The 14,770-nt window shown below is 55.7% G+C and carries 16 protein-coding genes and 1 tRNA gene; 3 read left to right on the top strand and 14 right to left on the bottom strand.

Annotated features, from left to right (window positions below):
- Window positions 1–298: 298 nt before the first annotated feature.
- The 14 genes from MB824_RS10350 to MB824_RS10285 form a co-directional block, all read right to left on the bottom strand.
- Window positions 299–375 (bottom strand) — tRNA-Pro (locus MB824_RS10350).
- 35 nt (window positions 376–410) lie between these two features.
- A complete protein-coding gene (locus MB824_RS10345) occupies window positions 411–722 on the bottom strand; it encodes a hypothetical protein (protein ID WP_238748450.1) in 312 nt (103 codons plus the stop codon).
- Window positions 706–1,008, bottom strand: coding sequence for an integration host factor subunit alpha (locus MB824_RS10340; RefSeq protein ID WP_238748449.1), 303 nt, complete (start codon window positions 1,006–1,008; stop codon window positions 706–708). Before MB824_RS10340 ends, MB824_RS10345 begins: the two co-directional genes overlap by 17 nt.
- A 162-nt stretch (window positions 1,009–1,170) precedes the next feature.
- Window positions 1,171–2,034 carry a DUF1853 family protein gene (locus MB824_RS10335; protein WP_238748448.1) on the bottom strand — a complete coding sequence of 288 codons (864 nt, stop codon included), beginning with the start codon at window positions 2,032–2,034 and terminating at the stop codon, window positions 1,171–1,173.
- 47 nt (window positions 2,035–2,081) lie between these two features.
- Entirely contained in the window at window positions 2,082–2,918 is an 837-nt protein-coding gene (locus MB824_RS10330; protein WP_238748447.1) for a segregation and condensation protein A, read from the bottom strand.
- A gap of 71 nt (window positions 2,919–2,989) precedes the next feature.
- Entirely contained in the window at window positions 2,990–4,093 is a 1,104-nt protein-coding gene (gene prfB, locus MB824_RS10325) for a peptide chain release factor 2 (RefSeq protein ID WP_238748446.1), read from the bottom strand.
- A gap of 132 nt (window positions 4,094–4,225) precedes the next feature.
- The gene (locus MB824_RS10320) at window positions 4,226–4,846 is read right to left on the bottom strand and encodes an L-threonylcarbamoyladenylate synthase (protein ID WP_238748445.1); all 621 of its coding nucleotides are present in this window, start codon (window positions 4,844–4,846) and stop codon (window positions 4,226–4,228) included.
- A gap of 71 nt (window positions 4,847–4,917) precedes the next feature.
- Window positions 4,918–5,397 (bottom strand): nicotinamide-nucleotide amidase, encoded by a 480-nt coding sequence (gene pncC, locus MB824_RS10315; protein WP_238748444.1) that lies wholly within the window; start codon window positions 5,395–5,397, stop codon window positions 4,918–4,920.
- Between the two features lie 162 nt (window positions 5,398–5,559).
- Window positions 5,560–6,312: a cell division protein ZapD gene (gene zapD, locus MB824_RS10310; protein WP_238748443.1), complete on the bottom strand. Its 753-nt coding sequence runs from the start codon at window positions 6,310–6,312 to the stop codon at window positions 5,560–5,562.
- Window positions 6,313–6,406: 94 nt separating this feature from the next.
- On the bottom strand, window positions 6,407–7,021 hold the full coding sequence (gene coaE / locus MB824_RS10305; RefSeq protein ID WP_238748442.1) for a dephospho-CoA kinase: 615 nt from the start codon (window positions 7,019–7,021) through the stop codon (window positions 6,407–6,409).
- Window positions 7,021–7,863 (bottom strand): prepilin peptidase, encoded by an 843-nt coding sequence (locus MB824_RS10300; RefSeq protein WP_238748440.1) that lies wholly within the window; start codon window positions 7,861–7,863, stop codon window positions 7,021–7,023. The genes coaE and MB824_RS10300 overlap by 1 nt, the downstream gene beginning before the upstream one ends.
- Window positions 7,864–7,872: 9 nt before the next feature.
- The gene (locus tag MB824_RS10295) at window positions 7,873–9,150 is read right to left on the bottom strand and encodes a type II secretion system F family protein (protein ID WP_238748439.1); all 1,278 of its coding nucleotides are present in this window, start codon (window positions 9,148–9,150) and stop codon (window positions 7,873–7,875) included.
- Between the two features lie 37 nt (window positions 9,151–9,187).
- On the bottom strand, window positions 9,188–10,864 hold the full coding sequence (pilB, locus tag MB824_RS10290; RefSeq protein ID WP_238748438.1) for a type IV-A pilus assembly ATPase PilB: 1,677 nt from the start codon (window positions 10,862–10,864) through the stop codon (window positions 9,188–9,190).
- A gap of 234 nt (window positions 10,865–11,098) precedes the next feature.
- Window positions 11,099–11,971 carry a YicC/YloC family endoribonuclease gene (locus MB824_RS10285; protein ID WP_238748437.1) on the bottom strand — a complete coding sequence of 291 codons (873 nt, stop codon included), beginning with the start codon at window positions 11,969–11,971 and terminating at the stop codon, window positions 11,099–11,101.
- A gap of 143 nt (window positions 11,972–12,114) precedes the next feature.
- Between MB824_RS10285 and rph the strand changes: the two genes are divergently transcribed.
- The 3 genes from rph (at window position 12,115) to ptsN (ending at window position 14,769) form a co-directional block, all read left to right on the top strand.
- Window positions 12,115–12,858: a ribonuclease PH gene (rph, locus tag MB824_RS10280; RefSeq protein WP_238748436.1), complete on the top strand. Its 744-nt coding sequence runs from the start codon at window positions 12,115–12,117 to the stop codon at window positions 12,856–12,858.
- A gap of 309 nt (window positions 12,859–13,167) precedes the next feature.
- On the top strand, window positions 13,168–14,139 hold the full coding sequence (gene speB / locus MB824_RS10275; protein WP_238748435.1) for an agmatinase: 972 nt from the start codon (window positions 13,168–13,170) through the stop codon (window positions 14,137–14,139).
- Between the two features lie 177 nt (window positions 14,140–14,316).
- Window positions 14,317–14,769, top strand: coding sequence for a PTS IIA-like nitrogen regulatory protein PtsN (gene ptsN, locus MB824_RS10270; RefSeq protein ID WP_238748434.1), 453 nt, complete (start codon window positions 14,317–14,319; stop codon window positions 14,767–14,769).
- Window position 14,770: the final 1 nt, after the last annotated feature.

Genomic DNA, 14,770 nt, shown 5'->3' with positions numbered 1-14,770 from the left:
TAGCTCAGTTGGTAGAGCGTCTGCCTTACAAGCAGAATGTCGGCGGTTCGACTCCGTCATCACCCACCAGTTTGTCGGCTGCTTTAACGGCGGTCGTTTTCGCGGCAGCCATGCTGCCGCAACCCCTTTCATAATGTATCCTTTCGTTTCCGGCTCGCCGCTTTGCGGTTGAGCCGTTTTTTTTTTTTGCAAAAGCAGCCTGAAAAGCGGATTCGGGGTTTGCAGGCTGCTTTTGGTTTGGGCTGTTTTCAAAGCATAAAAAAGCAGCCTGAAAACTTTCAGGCTGCTTTTAGCATTTTGGTCGGAGTGAAAGGATTCGAACCTTCGACCCCTTGCACCCCATGCAAGTGCGCTACCAGACTGCGCCACACTCCGACTTGGGAAAGACGCGAATTGTAAAGAAAGCCGGGTTAAATGGCAAGCGCTTTTTCTATTTTATAAAGCAGGTCTTGCAATTCCTGGCGCATTTGCGGGGCGGCGATTACCGGGCGGCCTTCTTCGTCCAGATAGTCTTGGGCAAAATAGTCGCTGATGCCGTGGTGCAGTTGGCGGATTTGCATGACGTCGGTGCGGGTGAAGGCGTTGCCGCCCTGGCGCAGGCTGCCGTTTCGGCTTTGCCATTCGGCAAGCTGCTCGGGGCGAATTTGCGCAAGCTCGCATACTTCGGGCAGGCTGAAGTAGCGTTTGGCGGGGACGGGCGGAAGTTTAGCGCTGCTTCTCATAATGATGCTCCACCATGCCTTTCAGTTTTTGGCTGGCATGGAAAGTAACCACGCGGCGGGCGGTAATCGGCACTTCTTCGCCGGTTTTGGGGTTGCGGCCGGGGCGCTGCGGTTTGTCGCGCAGCTGGAAATTGCCGAAGCCGGAAATTTTGATTTCTTCACCGCGCTCAAGCGTGGTGCGGATTTCTTCAAAAAAAAGTTCGACGATTTCTTTGGCGTCGTTTTTGCTCACGCTGCTGACTTTTTCTACCAAGATATCGGCCAGCTCTGCTTTGGTCATGGTCATGATGTTACCTTCTGGAAAATGCAAGGGGCGGATTATCGCTAATTGTTGTTTTGAATTCAAGTGAATAGTTTGGTTTTTTCGTAAAAAAACCGGAATGGGATGCTATATACGGCCCACGGCGGTGATTTTGCTTTTTCAGGCTGCCTGAAAATAGTGCGCTGTTTAATGGTTATCTAATTGGTTTGTAACCATAAAACGAAAAGTTTCGTGCCAGTTGCCGTCGGCTTGCCGTTGCATGGCGGCGTAAATGCCGTTGCGATCGGGTGTGCCGTGCCAGCCGTTCAGGCTGCTGTCGATACGGGCGGGGGCGGGATATTCGCAGCGTGGCAGGCGGTAGAAGCGGGTTTGCGGTGGCTGGGGCAGGGCGCCGATATCGGGGTTGAGCAGGCCGCACCAGCTTTGCGGCTGGTAAAGCGGATGCGCGGGCAGCGTACCGTCGGGGGTAAACAGATTGCCGCGTATCAGGGTGTAGCGGCGGACGGCGGATTCGGTAAAGCCGAGTGTTTTCAGGCTGCTGCTGCCGGCCGGGGTAGCGGAAAGGCTGCTTTGCTGCAGGATTTTTGCGGTTTTGTCGGTCAACCGGTCTTGCGGGTTCAGGCCGACCATGCTTTCAGGCTGCCCGCTGCCGCTGTAGTATTTGCAGCACAATTCGATGTGGCAGAGCCGGCCGTCGAGTTCGACGATAAAGTCGAAAGCGCCGCTTTGCTGCCGGCTGTTTGGTAGGGAAACCGGATGGTTGGCGGCAATCAGGCGGCTGTGCGGGGCGTGGGCGAACCATGCGGCAAGCAGGCTTTCGGCATAACGGCCGAGTGCCTGCTGTTCGTTGGCAGTTTGCAGCAGCTGCGGTTGGCTTTCAGGCTGCCTGTCCCACTGCTCCAGCAGGCGGAAGCCGCGGCTGCCCAGCAGCAGGGATACTGGAATTTCGCGGCCGCTGCGCCACGGCGGCGGGGCGGTCAGCAGTGCGGCCAGTGTGCGGATGCGCGGGTGGTGCAGGTGTTGCCAAAGGGCATCGAGAGCGTAGTTCATGGCATCAAGGCAGCCTGAAAATAAAAAAGATGCGGAAAACAGCGTTTTCAGGCTGCTTCTTCGACGGGGTGGCTGCTGCCGTCGTGCAGGCTGACGCTGATGTCGCCGAACTGTTCTTCCTGCAGCAGCCGCACCAGTCCTTCTTTGACCAGTTCGAGCAGGGCGATGAAGTTGACGACCAGATGGGCGGGACCGGCGGCGGGATCGAAAAGCTCGCTGAAGCGGCAGTTTCCGCTTTGCAGACGGCGCAGGATGCTGCTCATGCGGCTGCGGACGGAAACGGCTTCCTGCACCACGGCATGGCTTTTGTGGTTTTGGGCGCGGGACAGTATCGCCAGCCACGCCTGCTGCAGGTCGGCGACGGCCACTTCGGGCAGTTTGGCTTCGGCAGCGATTTCCAGCGGCAGCCAAACCCAGGCGAAATCGCGGCCGGCGCGGGGTAGGGCGTCGAGATTCTGCGCCGCCAGTTTCATTTGTTCGTAGGCGAGCAGGCGCCGCACCAGCTCGGCGCGGGGGTCGCTTTCTTCGTCGTCGGCTTCGTCGGGCGTTTGCGGTAGCAGCAGGCGCGATTTGATTTCTATCAGCACCGCGGCCATCAGCAGGTATTCGGCTGCCAAGTCAAACTGGTGGGCTTCCATCTGGGCGATGTAGCCGAGATACTGCTCGGTAATCCGCAGCATCGGGATGTCGAGCACGTCGATATTCTGGCGGCGGATTAGATAAAGCAGCAGATCGAGCGGCCCTTCAAAGCTGCTCAGAACCACTTTCAGCGCATCGGGCGGAATAAACAGATCCTGCGGCAGATCGGTAACCGGCTGGCCGAAAATCCAGGCCAGCGCGGGTGTTTCAGGCTGCTTTGCGGGGTTGGGAGAAGGGGCGTTCATAAGCATGCTAAGGGTGGCAGGCAGCCTGAAAACGCTTCAAACCCGTTTTCAGGCTGCTTGTGCTTATTGGGCTACACGCCCTGTTTCAGGCTGGCTTCGATAAAGCCGTCCAAATCGCCGTCGAGCACGGCTTTGGTGTTGCCCACTTCATAGCTGGTGCGCAAGTCTTTGATGCGTGATGAATCCAGCACATAAGAGCGGATTTGGCTGCCCCAGCCGACGTCGGCCTTGCCTTCTTCGAGGGCTTGTTTTTCTTCGTTGCGCTTGCGCATTTCCAGCTCGAACAGTTTGGAGCGCAGCATTTCCATCACGATGCGGCGGTTTTCGTGCTGCGAACGGCTGGATTGTGATTGGACAACGATGCCGGTGGGAATGTGGGTGATGCGCACGGCGGAGTCGGTTTTGTTGATGTGCTGGCCGCCCGCGCCCGATGCGCGGTAGGTATCGGTACGCAAATCGGCGGGGTTGATTTCCACTTCAAAGCTGTCGTCCACTTCGGGATAAACGAACACGGAGGCAAAGGAGGTGTGGCGTTTGTTGTTGGAATCAAACGGCGAGTAGCGCACGAGGCGGTGCACGCCGGTTTCGGTGCGTAGTAAACCGTAGGCGTATTCGCCTTCGAGGCGGAGGGTGGCGTTGTTGATGCCGGCGATTTCGCCGTCGTCTTGCTCAATCACTTCCACTTTAAAGCCTTTGCGCTCGGCGTAGCGGGTGTACATTCGGAGCAGCATGCCTGCCCAGTCTTCGGCTTCGGTGCCGCCTGCGCCGGCGGTGATGTCGATAAAGCAGTTGTTGGGGTCGGCGGGCTGGTTGAACATGCGTTTGAATTCGAGGCCGGCCATTTGTTTTTCGAGTTCGGCCACGTCGTTTTCGATGGTGGCGAAACCGGCATCGTCGTTTTCTTCAACGGCCATTTCGATCAGCATGCGGTTGTCTTCGATGCCGCCGGCGATGGTGTCGAGAGTGAGGACGACGCCTTCGAGGATTTTGCGCTCTTTGCCGATTTCCTGCGCGCGTTTGGGGTCGTTCCACAGATCGGGGTCTTCGGAGAGACCGACCACTTCTTCCAGGCGGTCTTTTTTGCCCTGGTAGTCCATGTAGTCGCGGATGTCGTCGCTGCGCTGTTCGAGATCGTCTAACTGGTTGTTGAGCTGGTTGATGCGTTCGGCTTCCATGGGTTTACCTTAAAAAATCAAGCCGCGCATTATATAGTCGGCGCGGCTTGAAAGCCAGTTGGCAGGCAGCCTGAAAAACGGGGGCGGTTTGGCTTGGGCAAGACCGCTGCGCTTTTCAGGCTGCCTGAAGGTTTAAAGGCCGAAAAGGGCGGTGTCACCCTTGCCTTGGCGGACGAGTTCGGTGCCGTCGGTCATGTCGATAACGGTGGTGGGTTCGGTGCCGCACCAGCCGCCGTCGATCACCAGATCGACGCTGTGTTCGAGCCGGTCGCGGATTTCGTATGGATCGGTGAGTGGTTCGCTGTCTTCAGGCAGCATCAGGGTGCAGGAGAGCATGGGTTCGCCCAGTTCGCGCAAAAGGGCGAGGGCGATGGTGTTGTCGGGCACGCGCAGGCCGATGGTTTTGCGTTTGGGGTGCAGGGTGCGGTTGGGCACTTCTTTGGTGGCCTGCAGGATAAAGGTGTAGCTGCCAGGGGTGGCGGCTTTGAGCTGGCGGAACTGGCTGTTGTCCACTTTGGCGTAGGTGCCCAGTTCGCTCAAATCGGCGCACATCAGGGTGAGGTGGTGTTTGAGGTCGATTTGGCGGATGCGCAGGATGCGTTCCATCGCTTCTTTGTCGCCGAGATGGCAGCCGAGCGCGTAGCAGGAATCGGTGGGGTAAACGATGACGCCGCCTTTGCGGACGATTTCGACGGCCTGTTTGATCAGGCGCTCTTGGGGGTTGTCGGGGTGGATGGCGAAAAACTGTGCCATGCGGAATCCTTGCTGTGGCGGGTTTGTGGGTAAGGAAAAACGGCGGTTTGCGGCTTTCAGGCTGCCTGAAATCAGGCGGGCGTGGTTTTCAGATAGTGGGCGAGTATGGCCAGCGCGTATTGCACCGCCTGTTCGCGCACTTGGCTGCGGCTGCCGGAAAAGTGGTGCTGTTTGGCCCAGATTCGCTGTTTGGTGGCGAAACCGAACCAAACGGTGCCGACGGGTTTGTCGTCGCTGCCGCCGTCTGGGCCGGCAATGCCGGAAATGCTGAGCGCGAAGTCGTTTTTGGTGGCAATCAGCGCGCCGAGCGCCATTTCGCGTACGGTTTCTTCGCTGACGGCACCGTAGTGGCGCAGGGTGTTGGCATTGACGTTCAGTACCTGCTGCTTGGCTTTGTCGGAGTAAGTGATAAAGCCGCGGTCGAAAAAGGCGGAGCTGCCTGGCAGCTCGGTTAAGGCGGCGGCAAGTAGCCCGCCGGTGCAGGATTCGGCGCAGGTAACGGTTTTGCCGCGCGCTTGCAGTTCGGCGGCGATGTAGGCAAGGTCGGACATGCGTCTTCCTTTCGCTTGGCTAGGGTTTTCAGGCTGCCCATTATAGCGGAGAACGCCGCCAATCTTGCGTTTCGGGTTGTCTGCGGGCGGTGGGGTGTTGCAGTCAAGCAAGGCAGCCTGAAAGCGCAAAAGGTTTTCAGGCTGCCTGAAAAGGGGAGGGGCTTACACCCAGGTGGAATCGAAGCTGCACATAATCAGCTTGAATTCGACATCGCTTTCGGCCTGGCTGCCGCGCATGGCTTCCTGGCTGGCGTGGAGAAAGCGGACGTGGGTGAAGTATTTGTTGGCGGAAACTTCAGGCATTACGCCGTATTTTGCCGGAACTTCGATGATAATCAGGTGGATGTTTTTGGCCAGACTGTTTTGCTGATAGCTGCCGTGTTCGGCCAGACAGTCGGCTTCGCGGCGGTTGTTGCGTAGAATTTCGAGCAGCAATCGCACGGCGTGGTAGGTCGGCATCATCGCCTGACTCCAGCGGCAGAGATCTTGACGGCGGATTTCGGCGTCTTGCTTTTGCCAGTAGTAATAGCTGGGCAGTTCGACCGGTGTGGTGCCGCCGGCGACCCAGATGCGCTGTTTGAGCGACATCAGCCATTCGTTTTCGCGGATATGCTGACCGAATTTCTGCTGGATTTCCTGCAGATCGTGGCTGGCGCGGTTGATTTCGGCGAGCAGGCTGTCGCTGCCGTCGGGCTGGTGTTTGATGGCCTGGCGCTGGCGTTCTAGCTCTTGCAGGATGTCGAGCTTCAAATCGGCGCGCGAAGAGCAGTCCATAATTTCAAACAGGGTGCCGATGGCGATGTGGTGCGACCATTTGTCGTCGCCGGAAACAGCGTGGTTAAAGCGATTGAACAGATGCTCAATGCGGATCAGGCTGCGCACCCGTTCGGATAAGGGGTGGTCGAAACGTAACATGAATCGCTTTCTCCAACCAAAAGTTGGCATGAAAAATGCCGTAACGGGCAGATTGCAACCGCCGTTACGGCACCGAAAATATCAGGAGGCGCATTCAGTGTGCCGGGGAATACAGCCGGGTATAGATTTGATGCTGCCTGAATACGGTTTCTTGCAAGTCTTTCAGGCTGCCGTTGTTGTCGATGATGTCGTCGGCGATGCTGCGGCGGTCCGACTCGGCGGCCTGGGCGGCGATAATCGCCCGAACCTCGGCTTCTGTCAAGCCGCTGCGCCGCATCACGCGGCCGATGCGGACGTTTTCATCGGCGCTCACCAGTAGGACGCGTTCGACCAGATTGCGGAATACCGGCTGTTCGGCCAAGATGGCGATTTCGATAATTCCGTAAGGAAAATCAGTGAAATGGTTTTTCAGGCTGCGGATTTCGGTAAAGATAAACGGGTGGAGAATGGCTTCCAAATCCCGTTTGGCTTGAGGGTCGTTAAAAACGGTTTGACGGATATGGGGGCGGTTCATGCGGCCCGAAGCATCCAGGGCCTGCTCGCCGAAACGGCGGCGGATGGCGCACAGCGGCGGGCTGTTGGGGGTGTCGGTTAATGTGCGGTTAACGGTATCGGCGTCAATCAGCGGGACACCGAGTTCGCCAAAAAGCGCAGCCGTTTGTGATTTGCCGCTGCCGATACCACCGGTCAGCCCTATCCATGTGGTCATTATTGGAATCCCGAACTGTGCAGCCACCATCTGATGGCGGCATCAGTTTGCTCGTGCAGCAGAAATACCAGCCAGCCGGCAATACCCAAACAGGGGCCGAATGCCATCGGTTGGCCTTTGGCCAGTCGCTTGACCAGGGCTGCCACAATGCCGACCAGCGCGGCTGCCAGTACGACAATCGGTAAAATGGCTACACCGAGCCAAGCGCCGATAGCTGCCAGCATTTTGAAGTCGCCATAACCCATCCCGTCTTTACCGGTAAGGAGTTTGAACAGGTGAAACAGCAGCCACAAGCTCATATAGCCGCAAACTGCACCCAATAAGGCGCTGGGCAGGCTGACGAAACCGGTTTGCCAGTTAAACAGCAATCCCAACCAAACTAGCGGCAGGGTTAGATCGTCGGGCAAAAGCTGGGTATCGGCATCAATAAAGACCAAAGCAACAATAAAGGCGCTAAATAGACAGGCGCCGACCGTAACCCAGGATTCGCCGAATTTCCAAGCCATCAGCCCGAACATAACAGCAGTAAGCATTTCCACTAGGGGATAGCGGATGCTGATCGGATGACGGCAGCTGGCGCAGCGACCACGCAACGCCAGCCAGCTGATAACCGGAATATTCTGCCAAGGTCTGACCGCGCTGCCGCAATTACCGCAGCGCGAGGGGGGAGTGAGCAGATTGAATTTCGCTTGCTCTTCAACTTCAAGATTAAGCTGCTGCCTCGCCGCCGCCGTCCATGCTTTATCAAGCATGATCGGCAAGCGGTAGATAACGACATTGAGAAAACTGCCGATCAACAGACCGAATAGGGCGGCGAGGAAAATGATGATGCCGGTTTCCATTATTTGTTATTAGCCTACTACGTTACCCAAGTTGAAGATGGGTAGGTACATGGCTACGAGAATTACACCAATAATGCTGCCCAAAACCACCATAATAATCGGTTCCATGAGTGAGGAAAGTGTGGCAACGGCATTGTCTACTTCATCTTCATAAAACTCGGCGGTTTTGTTTAGCATATCGTCGATGGAACCGGACTCTTCACCGATTGAAGTCATCTGTATCATCATATTGGGAAAAAGATCGGTTGCTTGCATACTGGAGGTAAGGGAAATACCTTGATTTACTTTTGAGCGTATTTCTTTAGTAGCCTCTTCATAAATGATATTGCCAGAAGCGCCGGCAACAGAATCTAATACTTCTACCAATGGTACCCCTGCGGTAAACAGGGTAGCAGTAGTACGAGCCCAGCGCGCAAGAGTTGCTTTGCGTACAATATCGCCGAAAATGGGCATTTTTAACAACCAGCCGTCCACTTTTTTCTGAAACTTCGGAGAATTTTTATGCCATTGTATAAGACCAATGGTTCCAAGAACCAATGCCGGAATAATAACCCAGCCCGCTTGTACGAAGAAATCGGAAAGCGCCATCATAAATTCGGTTAATGGCGGAAGACTTGCGCCCATCCCGCTGTAAACTTTGCCAAATTCGGGCAGGACAAACATCATCATAATCAAAATCAAAACAACAGCAACAACCACGATCGCGATGGGATAAGTTAGGGCACTTTTAACCTTTTTCTTAATCGCTTGGGTTTTTTCTTTATAAGTTGCCAATTTGTCCAACAGGCCTTCCAAAACACCACCCGCTTCACCGGCGCTGACTAGGTTGCAATAAAATTTGTCAAAGTACTTCGGATGTTTTGCAAAAGACTCGCCCAAGGATTTACCTTGTTCCACATCCGAGCGTACTTCCAATAAAAGACGGGTCATTGCGGCATTGCTATGGCCTTTTGCCACAATATCAAATGCCTGCATTAATGGTAGACCGGCTTTCATCATGGTTGAAAGTTGGCGGGTAAATACAGTAATGTCTGCTTGAGTGATTTTTTTCTCGCGCACTTTTTTCATCTTGGTAATGCTGATTACCTTGATTTGGCGGCGCATTAGTTTTTGGCGCGCTTCTTCCTCGTTTTTTGCCACCACTTCGCCACGTGTGACTGTGTCGGTAGAGAGGTTTCTCCCTTCAAATTGGAAGCGCGTGCCGCTTTCTTTTTTAGGGGCAGGCTTATTGCCGACGGCAGCTTTTTTAGCTGCAGAAAATTTCGCTGCGGATTTGCTTGCGGCCATAGTAATTTCCTTTTCTTCTTACACGATTGCTTGCTGTTTATTCGTTGGTGGTTGCCATAACTTCTTCTAACGAAGTGATTCCTTGCATGACTTTTAAGATGCCTGAGCGGCGTAAGTCCACCAAGCCTTCTTCATAGGCGATATTGGCAATATCGACTTCGGTACCGTTATTCATAATTACCGCTTTCATTTTTTCGGTAATCGGCATCACTTCATAAAGACCGGCACGGCCTTTATAGCCTTTGCCTTTGCATACGTCGCAGCCGACCGGGCGGTACATCTGCCAATCGCCTTCCAAATCTTCTTTCGTAAAGCCTGCGTTGAGCAATGCGGGCTCGGGTGGTCGTTCTACCGGTGTTTTACAGGCCGGACACAGGCGGCGAGCCAAACGTTGCGCCATAATCAGATTGACCGAGCTGGCAATATTAAACGGCGCCACACCCATATTCAGCATACGCGACAGGGTTGCGGGAGCGTTGTTGGTATGCAGGGTGGAGAACACCATGTGGCCGGTTTGCGCTGCTTTAATTGCGATATCGGCGGTACCCAAGTCACGGATCTCACCCACCATGATGATATCCGGGTCTTGACGCAGGAAAGCTTTCAGTGCGGCTTCGAAAGTCAGGCCTTGTTTGTCGTTTACGTTTACCTGGTTGATGCCGGGCAAGTTAATCTCCGCAGGGTCTTCTGCTGTTGAGATATTGACATCATCGGTATTCAGAATATTCAAGCAGGTATACAGTGATACCGTTTTACCCGAACCGGTCGGACCGGTTACCAGCACCATGCCGTAGGGGCGGTGGATGGCTTCCATAATCAGTTCTTTTTGGAAGTCCTCAAAACCGAGCTGGTCGATATTCAGGGTGGCGGCATCCGAATTCAAAATACGCATCACCACTTTTTCGCCAAACAGGCAAGGCAGGGTGTTGACACGGAAGTCGATGGCTTTGGCGTTTTTGGAAAACTGGATTTGGATACGTCCGTCCTGCGGTACGCGCTTTTCCGAAATATCCAGTTTAGCCATTACCTTAATCCTGGATGCCAGCTGGCTGCGCAAGGCTAGGGGGGGCTGTACCACTTCGCGTAACTGGCCGTCCACGCGGAAACGGATCCGTGCCATGGTTTCGTAGAATTCAAAGTGGATATCCGATGCGCCGGCATTCAGCGCATCTGACAAGATTTTCTGAATAAAGCGGGCAACCGGACCGTCTTCTTCTTCGTCGCCATCCACAATAAGCGTTTTTTGCTGGCTTTCCGGTGAGTCGGTGTCTATTTCTTTCAGAATGCTGGTACTGCTTTGGCCGAACCATTCCAGCAGGCGCTCCAGCTGGTCGTTGCGCACCAGTACCAAATCCACGTTCAAACCCGAGCTGAACAGGGCTTTTTGGATGTTTTGCAGCTGGGTTGGATCTGAAACCGCCATGAATACGCGGCGCCCGCGCTTGAAAATCGGGATGCAGCGCAGCTTCTGCATATGCTGTTCGTCCATAATATCTTTAACGATATTGCTGCGCGGATAATAGTTCAGATCAAGAATCGGATAATTGAATACGCTGGATAATAGGGTGACCAGATTTTCGGGCGAAGTTACGCCGTCATCGAAAATCATCGGCAGGATGTTTTTGTCGGCGCTGATGGCAGACTGATATTTTTCCAGCTTGTCTTGCGGCACCAGCTTGTGCTGCACCAAAACCCGTAAGAGGCCTATGCTCATGTGGTTGAATCCGTGTAATTTATTGAGGAGCCGGCGCTTGCTTGGCGAGACCAGCTGCCTTTATGAAATGGGCGTAATTGTGAAGATTATACAAGACAAGCCAAGAAACTGTTAGGCGATGCCTGAAAATGTAAGCGCCAAACGCGGATTACGTTTCAAATGCACAACACTAATGTTCCGACAAAAAAGCAGCCTGAAAAGTTTTCAGGCTGCTTTTTTGCCGTTTCAGGCTGCTTATTCGATGTTTTGCACCTGCTCGCGCATCTGCTCGATCAGCACTTTCAATTCCACCGAAACCTGCGTGCATTCACTGGCGATGGCTTTGCTGCCCAGGGTGTTGGCTTCGCGGTTCAACTCCTGCATCAGGAAGTCCAGCCGCTTGCCAATGCTGCCGTTCTGCTCGGTAACGATGCGGCGCACTTCGGCGATGTGGGTGCGCAGGCGGCTGAATTCTTCGTCCACGTCCGCTTTTTGCATAAACAGCGCAAATTCCTGGCGCAGCCGGTCTTCGTCGATATGGGCGACGGCTTCGGCCAGGCGGTGGCGGGTGCGCTGCAGATGCGCCTGCAGCAGGTTGGGGAACAGCTCTTCCAAAGCGCCGATAATCGCTTCCATCAGATCCAAGCGCTCGAGAATATGCGCCTGCAGTTTTACCCCTTCGCGGCTGCGGGCACCGACAAAGTCCTGCAAAGCCTGTTTCAACAGCACCTGCACGCCATCGGCCAGCGCATCGGTATCGGTTGCGGCGCTGGCGATGACGCCGGGAAAATGCAGGATGTCGGCCACGCTTAATTTGGCCAGGCCGCCGTGCTTTTTGCGCCATTTGGCATTCAGTTCCGCCAGCTCGTCCACCAGTTTTTGGTTGATGTGCAGCGAGCCGCCGGTGTTCGGCAGGCTGCTGATCTGAATGCGGCACTCTACTTTGCCGCGGCTGGTTTTGGCCGCTACCGTTTCGCGCAGGCTGCCTTCCAGATGGCGCAGGTCTTCGGGGATTTTGAACTGCACATCGAGAAAGCGGTGGTTGACCGACCGCAATTCCAGTTCGATGCGTTTGCCTGCATATTCTCCGGCCGCGTGCGCATAGCCGGTCATACTGAATACTGTCATGTTTTTTCCTTTGCTGATGCTGAAAAAGTCGCGGCATCTTAACAGAGAAGCAGGCAGCCTGAAAGGCTGCCAAAAGGATGGTTTTTCCCGTTTCAGGCCGCCTTGGCGCGCTATATAATCCGCCCTTTTTACGGAGTTAAGCCATGACCTATACCCGCACCGGCCGCGCCGCCGGCCAACTGCGCCCCGTCAGCATCAGCGCCGACTTTCTGCCCCATGCCGACGGCTCGGTACTGATCGCCTGCGGTAACACCAAAGTCATCTGCACCGCCACTGTCGAAGAAAACGTGCCGCCCTTTTTGCGCGGGCAGGGCAAAGGCTGGGTAACCGCCGAATACGGCATGCTGCCCGCTTCCACCGCCGGCCGTATGCGCCGCGAAGCCGCAGCGGGCAAGCAGTCCGGCCGCACCCAGGAAATCCAGCGCCTGATCGGCCGCAGCCTGCGTGCCGCCGTGGATATGGAAAAACTGGGCGAGCGCCAGATTCTGATCGACTGCGACGTCATCCAGGCCGACGGTGGTACCCGCACCGCTAGCATCACCGGCGCCTTCGTTGCGCTGCAGATGGCGGTGCAGAAGCTGGTCGATAGCGGCGTGTTGGCAGAAAACCCGATTGTCCGCCGCATTGCCGCGGTATCCGCCGGCGTGGTTGGCGGAGTGCCGCTGCTGGATTTGGATTATCCCGAAGACTCCGGCTGCGACAGCGACGTCAATCTGGTGATGACCGATAACGGCGGCATCGTCGAAATCCAGGGCACCGCCGAAGGCGCCACGTTCGACAGCAGCGAGCTGGCGCAGCTGCTGGCGCTCGGACGGCAGGGCATTGTCGAACTGTGCGCCGTGCAGGCTGCCGCTTTTGATGCCTGGCGCGCGGCCAAAGCAGCCTGAAAAGCAGCATGAAAAATAGATAAGGCGGAAAAGACCGCTGCCGGCCTGTTTGTCCGGCAGCGGTCTTTCCAATGTTTTCAGGCAGCCTGAAAGGCCGGCATCCCTTTTCAGGCTGCCTGTAGTCCGTGCAAATACAAGCAACTATCTGACGCATTTTCCCAATGTAAAAAGTGCGGTCGGCTGTCTGCGGCGCTGGCGGAAAGTGTTAGAATCGCGCGCTTTTTTATGCGGGCGTTTGTAAATGAAATGCGCCGGCATTTTCACCCTATAAAGACAGCAGGCGGGCAAGCCGCCGCAGGAAGCACAAACATGAGCAACGAAAAAATTTACGGCGACGGTGCCTTCCGCCGTCAGGGCGTGATGGGCAGCATCATCGAAAACACTTATTCCGGCGCGCTGTCGTTTATGCGCCGCAGCTACACCCGCAATCTGGAAGGCGTGGACGTGGTGGTGTCCGGCGTGCCGCTGGATTTGGCGACCACCTTCCGCTCCGGCGCCCGCTTAGGTCCCGCTGCCATCCGCGCCGCCAGCGTGCAGTTGGCCGAACTCAACCTTTTCCCGTGGGGCTTCGATCCTTTCGACGATCTGGCAGTGATCGACTACGGCGACTGCTGGTTCGACGCCCACCGTCCGTGGACCATCCGCGAAAGCATCAAACAGCACGCGCTGGACATCATCACCAACAGCCGCGCCAAAATGCTCACTTTCGGCGGCGACCACTACATTACCTACCCGCTGTTGCAGGCGCATGCGGAAAAATACGGCAAACCGCTGAGCCTGCTGCATTTTGACGCCCACTGCGACACTTGGCCGGACGATGAAGAAGATTCGCTCAATCACGGCACCATGTTCTACAAAGCGGTGAAAAACGGCCTGATCGATCCGAAAACATCCGCCCAAGTCGGCATCCGCACCTGGAACAGCGATTTTATGGGCATGAACATGCTGTTTGCGCCGTGGATCAACGAAAACGGCATCGAAGCCACCGTGCGCCGCATCTACGACATCGTCGGCGACAATCCGGTTTATCTGACTTTTGATATCGATTGTCTCGACCCCGCTTTCGCCCCCGGCACCGGCACCCCCGTTCCCGGCGGTTTGAGTTCGCACACCGCGCTGGGCATTGTCCGCCAGCTGGGCGATCTGAATATCGTCGGCATGGACGTGGTTGAAGTCGCCCCTGCCTACGACAGCGCCGAAATCACCGCCATCGCCGCCGCCCACGTTGCCGCTGATATGCTGTGCCTGATGCGCAATAAGAAAGTGGCCGGCAAGCTGTAAACCCGACACCGTGCGTTTTTTCAGGCTGCCTGACACAGCATCAAGGCAGCCTGAAAAGTTTGCCGCCGCTGCCGCTACTTGTGCCTTCGGGCTGTGTAAATCCGGCGGCGGCTGATTGAGATAAATGTAAACAAGCGTTAAAATCCGCGCCTGTTTATTTGTAGCAAGCATTGATACATGACTTTACTCGCCAATATTCTGCCCCTGTCCAATATCGTGCTCGATATGGAGGTCGGCAGTAAAAAGCGGCTGTTTGAAACCGTTTCCCAGCTTTTGGAAGCGAACAGCGGCCTGCCGCATACGGCGGTGTTCGACTGCCTGTTCGCCCGCGAAAAGCTCGGCAGTACCGGCTTGGGGCAGGGCGTGGCCATTCCCCACGGCCGTGACGAATCTTTTACCCAACCGGTCGGCGCCTTTGTGCGCACCGCCGATCCGATCGAATTTGACGCGCCCGACGGCAAGCCGGTGTCGCTGGTATTCGTATTGCTGGTGCCGCAGGATGCCGCCGGCGAATATCTGGAGCTGCTCTCGCAGCTGGCCGCCCGCTTCCACGAAAAAACCGTGCGTGAAGCGCTGATGCACAGCAAAACCCCGCAGCAGGTGCTCGACATCCTGCTTGCCGGAGACTGAG

Source organism: Kingella pumchi (genome assembly GCF_022288825.1).
GTDB lineage: Bacteria > Pseudomonadota > Gammaproteobacteria > Burkholderiales > Neisseriaceae > Kingella_D > Kingella_D pumchi.
The sequence above is the reverse complement of the archived record's forward strand: the minus strand, read 5'-3'. Positions and strand labels throughout refer to the sequence as shown.

Bases quoted from the DNA above. Each gene is read 5' to 3' on its own strand.
- MB824_RS10345 (WP_238748450.1), bottom strand. From the start codon at position 722: ATGAGAAGCAGCGCTAAACTTCCGCCCGTCCCCGCCAAACGCTACTTC.
- MB824_RS10340 (WP_238748449.1), bottom strand. From the start codon at position 1,008: ATGACCATGACCAAAGCAGAGCTGGCCGATATCTTGGTAGAAAAAGTC.
- MB824_RS10335 (WP_238748448.1), bottom strand. From the start codon at position 2,034: ATGAACTACGCTCTCGATGCCCTTTGGCAACACCTGCACCACCCGCGC.
- MB824_RS10330 (WP_238748447.1), bottom strand. From the start codon at position 2,918: ATGAACGCCCCTTCTCCCAACCCCGCAAAGCAGCCTGAAACACCCGCG.
- prfB (WP_238748446.1), bottom strand. From the start codon at position 4,093: ATGGAAGCCGAACGCATCAACCAGCTCAACAACCAGTTAGACGATCTC.
- MB824_RS10320 (WP_238748445.1), bottom strand. From the start codon at position 4,846: ATGGCACAGTTTTTCGCCATCCACCCCGACAACCCCCAAGAGCGCCTG.
- pncC (WP_238748444.1), bottom strand. From the start codon at position 5,397: ATGTCCGACCTTGCCTACATCGCCGCCGAACTGCAAGCGCGCGGCAAA.
- zapD (WP_238748443.1), bottom strand. From the start codon at position 6,312: ATGTTACGTTTCGACCACCCCTTATCCGAACGGGTGCGCAGCCTGATC.
- coaE (WP_238748442.1), bottom strand. From the start codon at position 7,021: ATGACCACATGGATAGGGCTGACCGGTGGTATCGGCAGCGGCAAATCA.
- MB824_RS10300 (WP_238748440.1), bottom strand. From the start codon at position 7,863: ATGGAAACCGGCATCATCATTTTCCTCGCCGCCCTATTCGGTCTGTTG.
- MB824_RS10295 (WP_238748439.1), bottom strand. From the start codon at position 9,150: ATGGCCGCAAGCAAATCCGCAGCGAAATTTTCTGCAGCTAAAAAAGCT.
- pilB (WP_238748438.1), bottom strand. From the start codon at position 10,864: ATGAGCATAGGCCTCTTACGGGTTTTGGTGCAGCACAAGCTGGTGCCG.
- MB824_RS10285 (WP_238748437.1), bottom strand. From the start codon at position 11,971: ATGACAGTATTCAGTATGACCGGCTATGCGCACGCGGCCGGAGAATAT.
- rph (WP_238748436.1), top strand. From the start codon at position 12,115: ATGACCTATACCCGCACCGGCCGCGCCGCCGGCCAACTGCGCCCCGTC.
- speB (WP_238748435.1), top strand. From the start codon at position 13,168: ATGAGCAACGAAAAAATTTACGGCGACGGTGCCTTCCGCCGTCAGGGC.
- ptsN (WP_238748434.1), top strand. From the start codon at position 14,317: ATGACTTTACTCGCCAATATTCTGCCCCTGTCCAATATCGTGCTCGAT.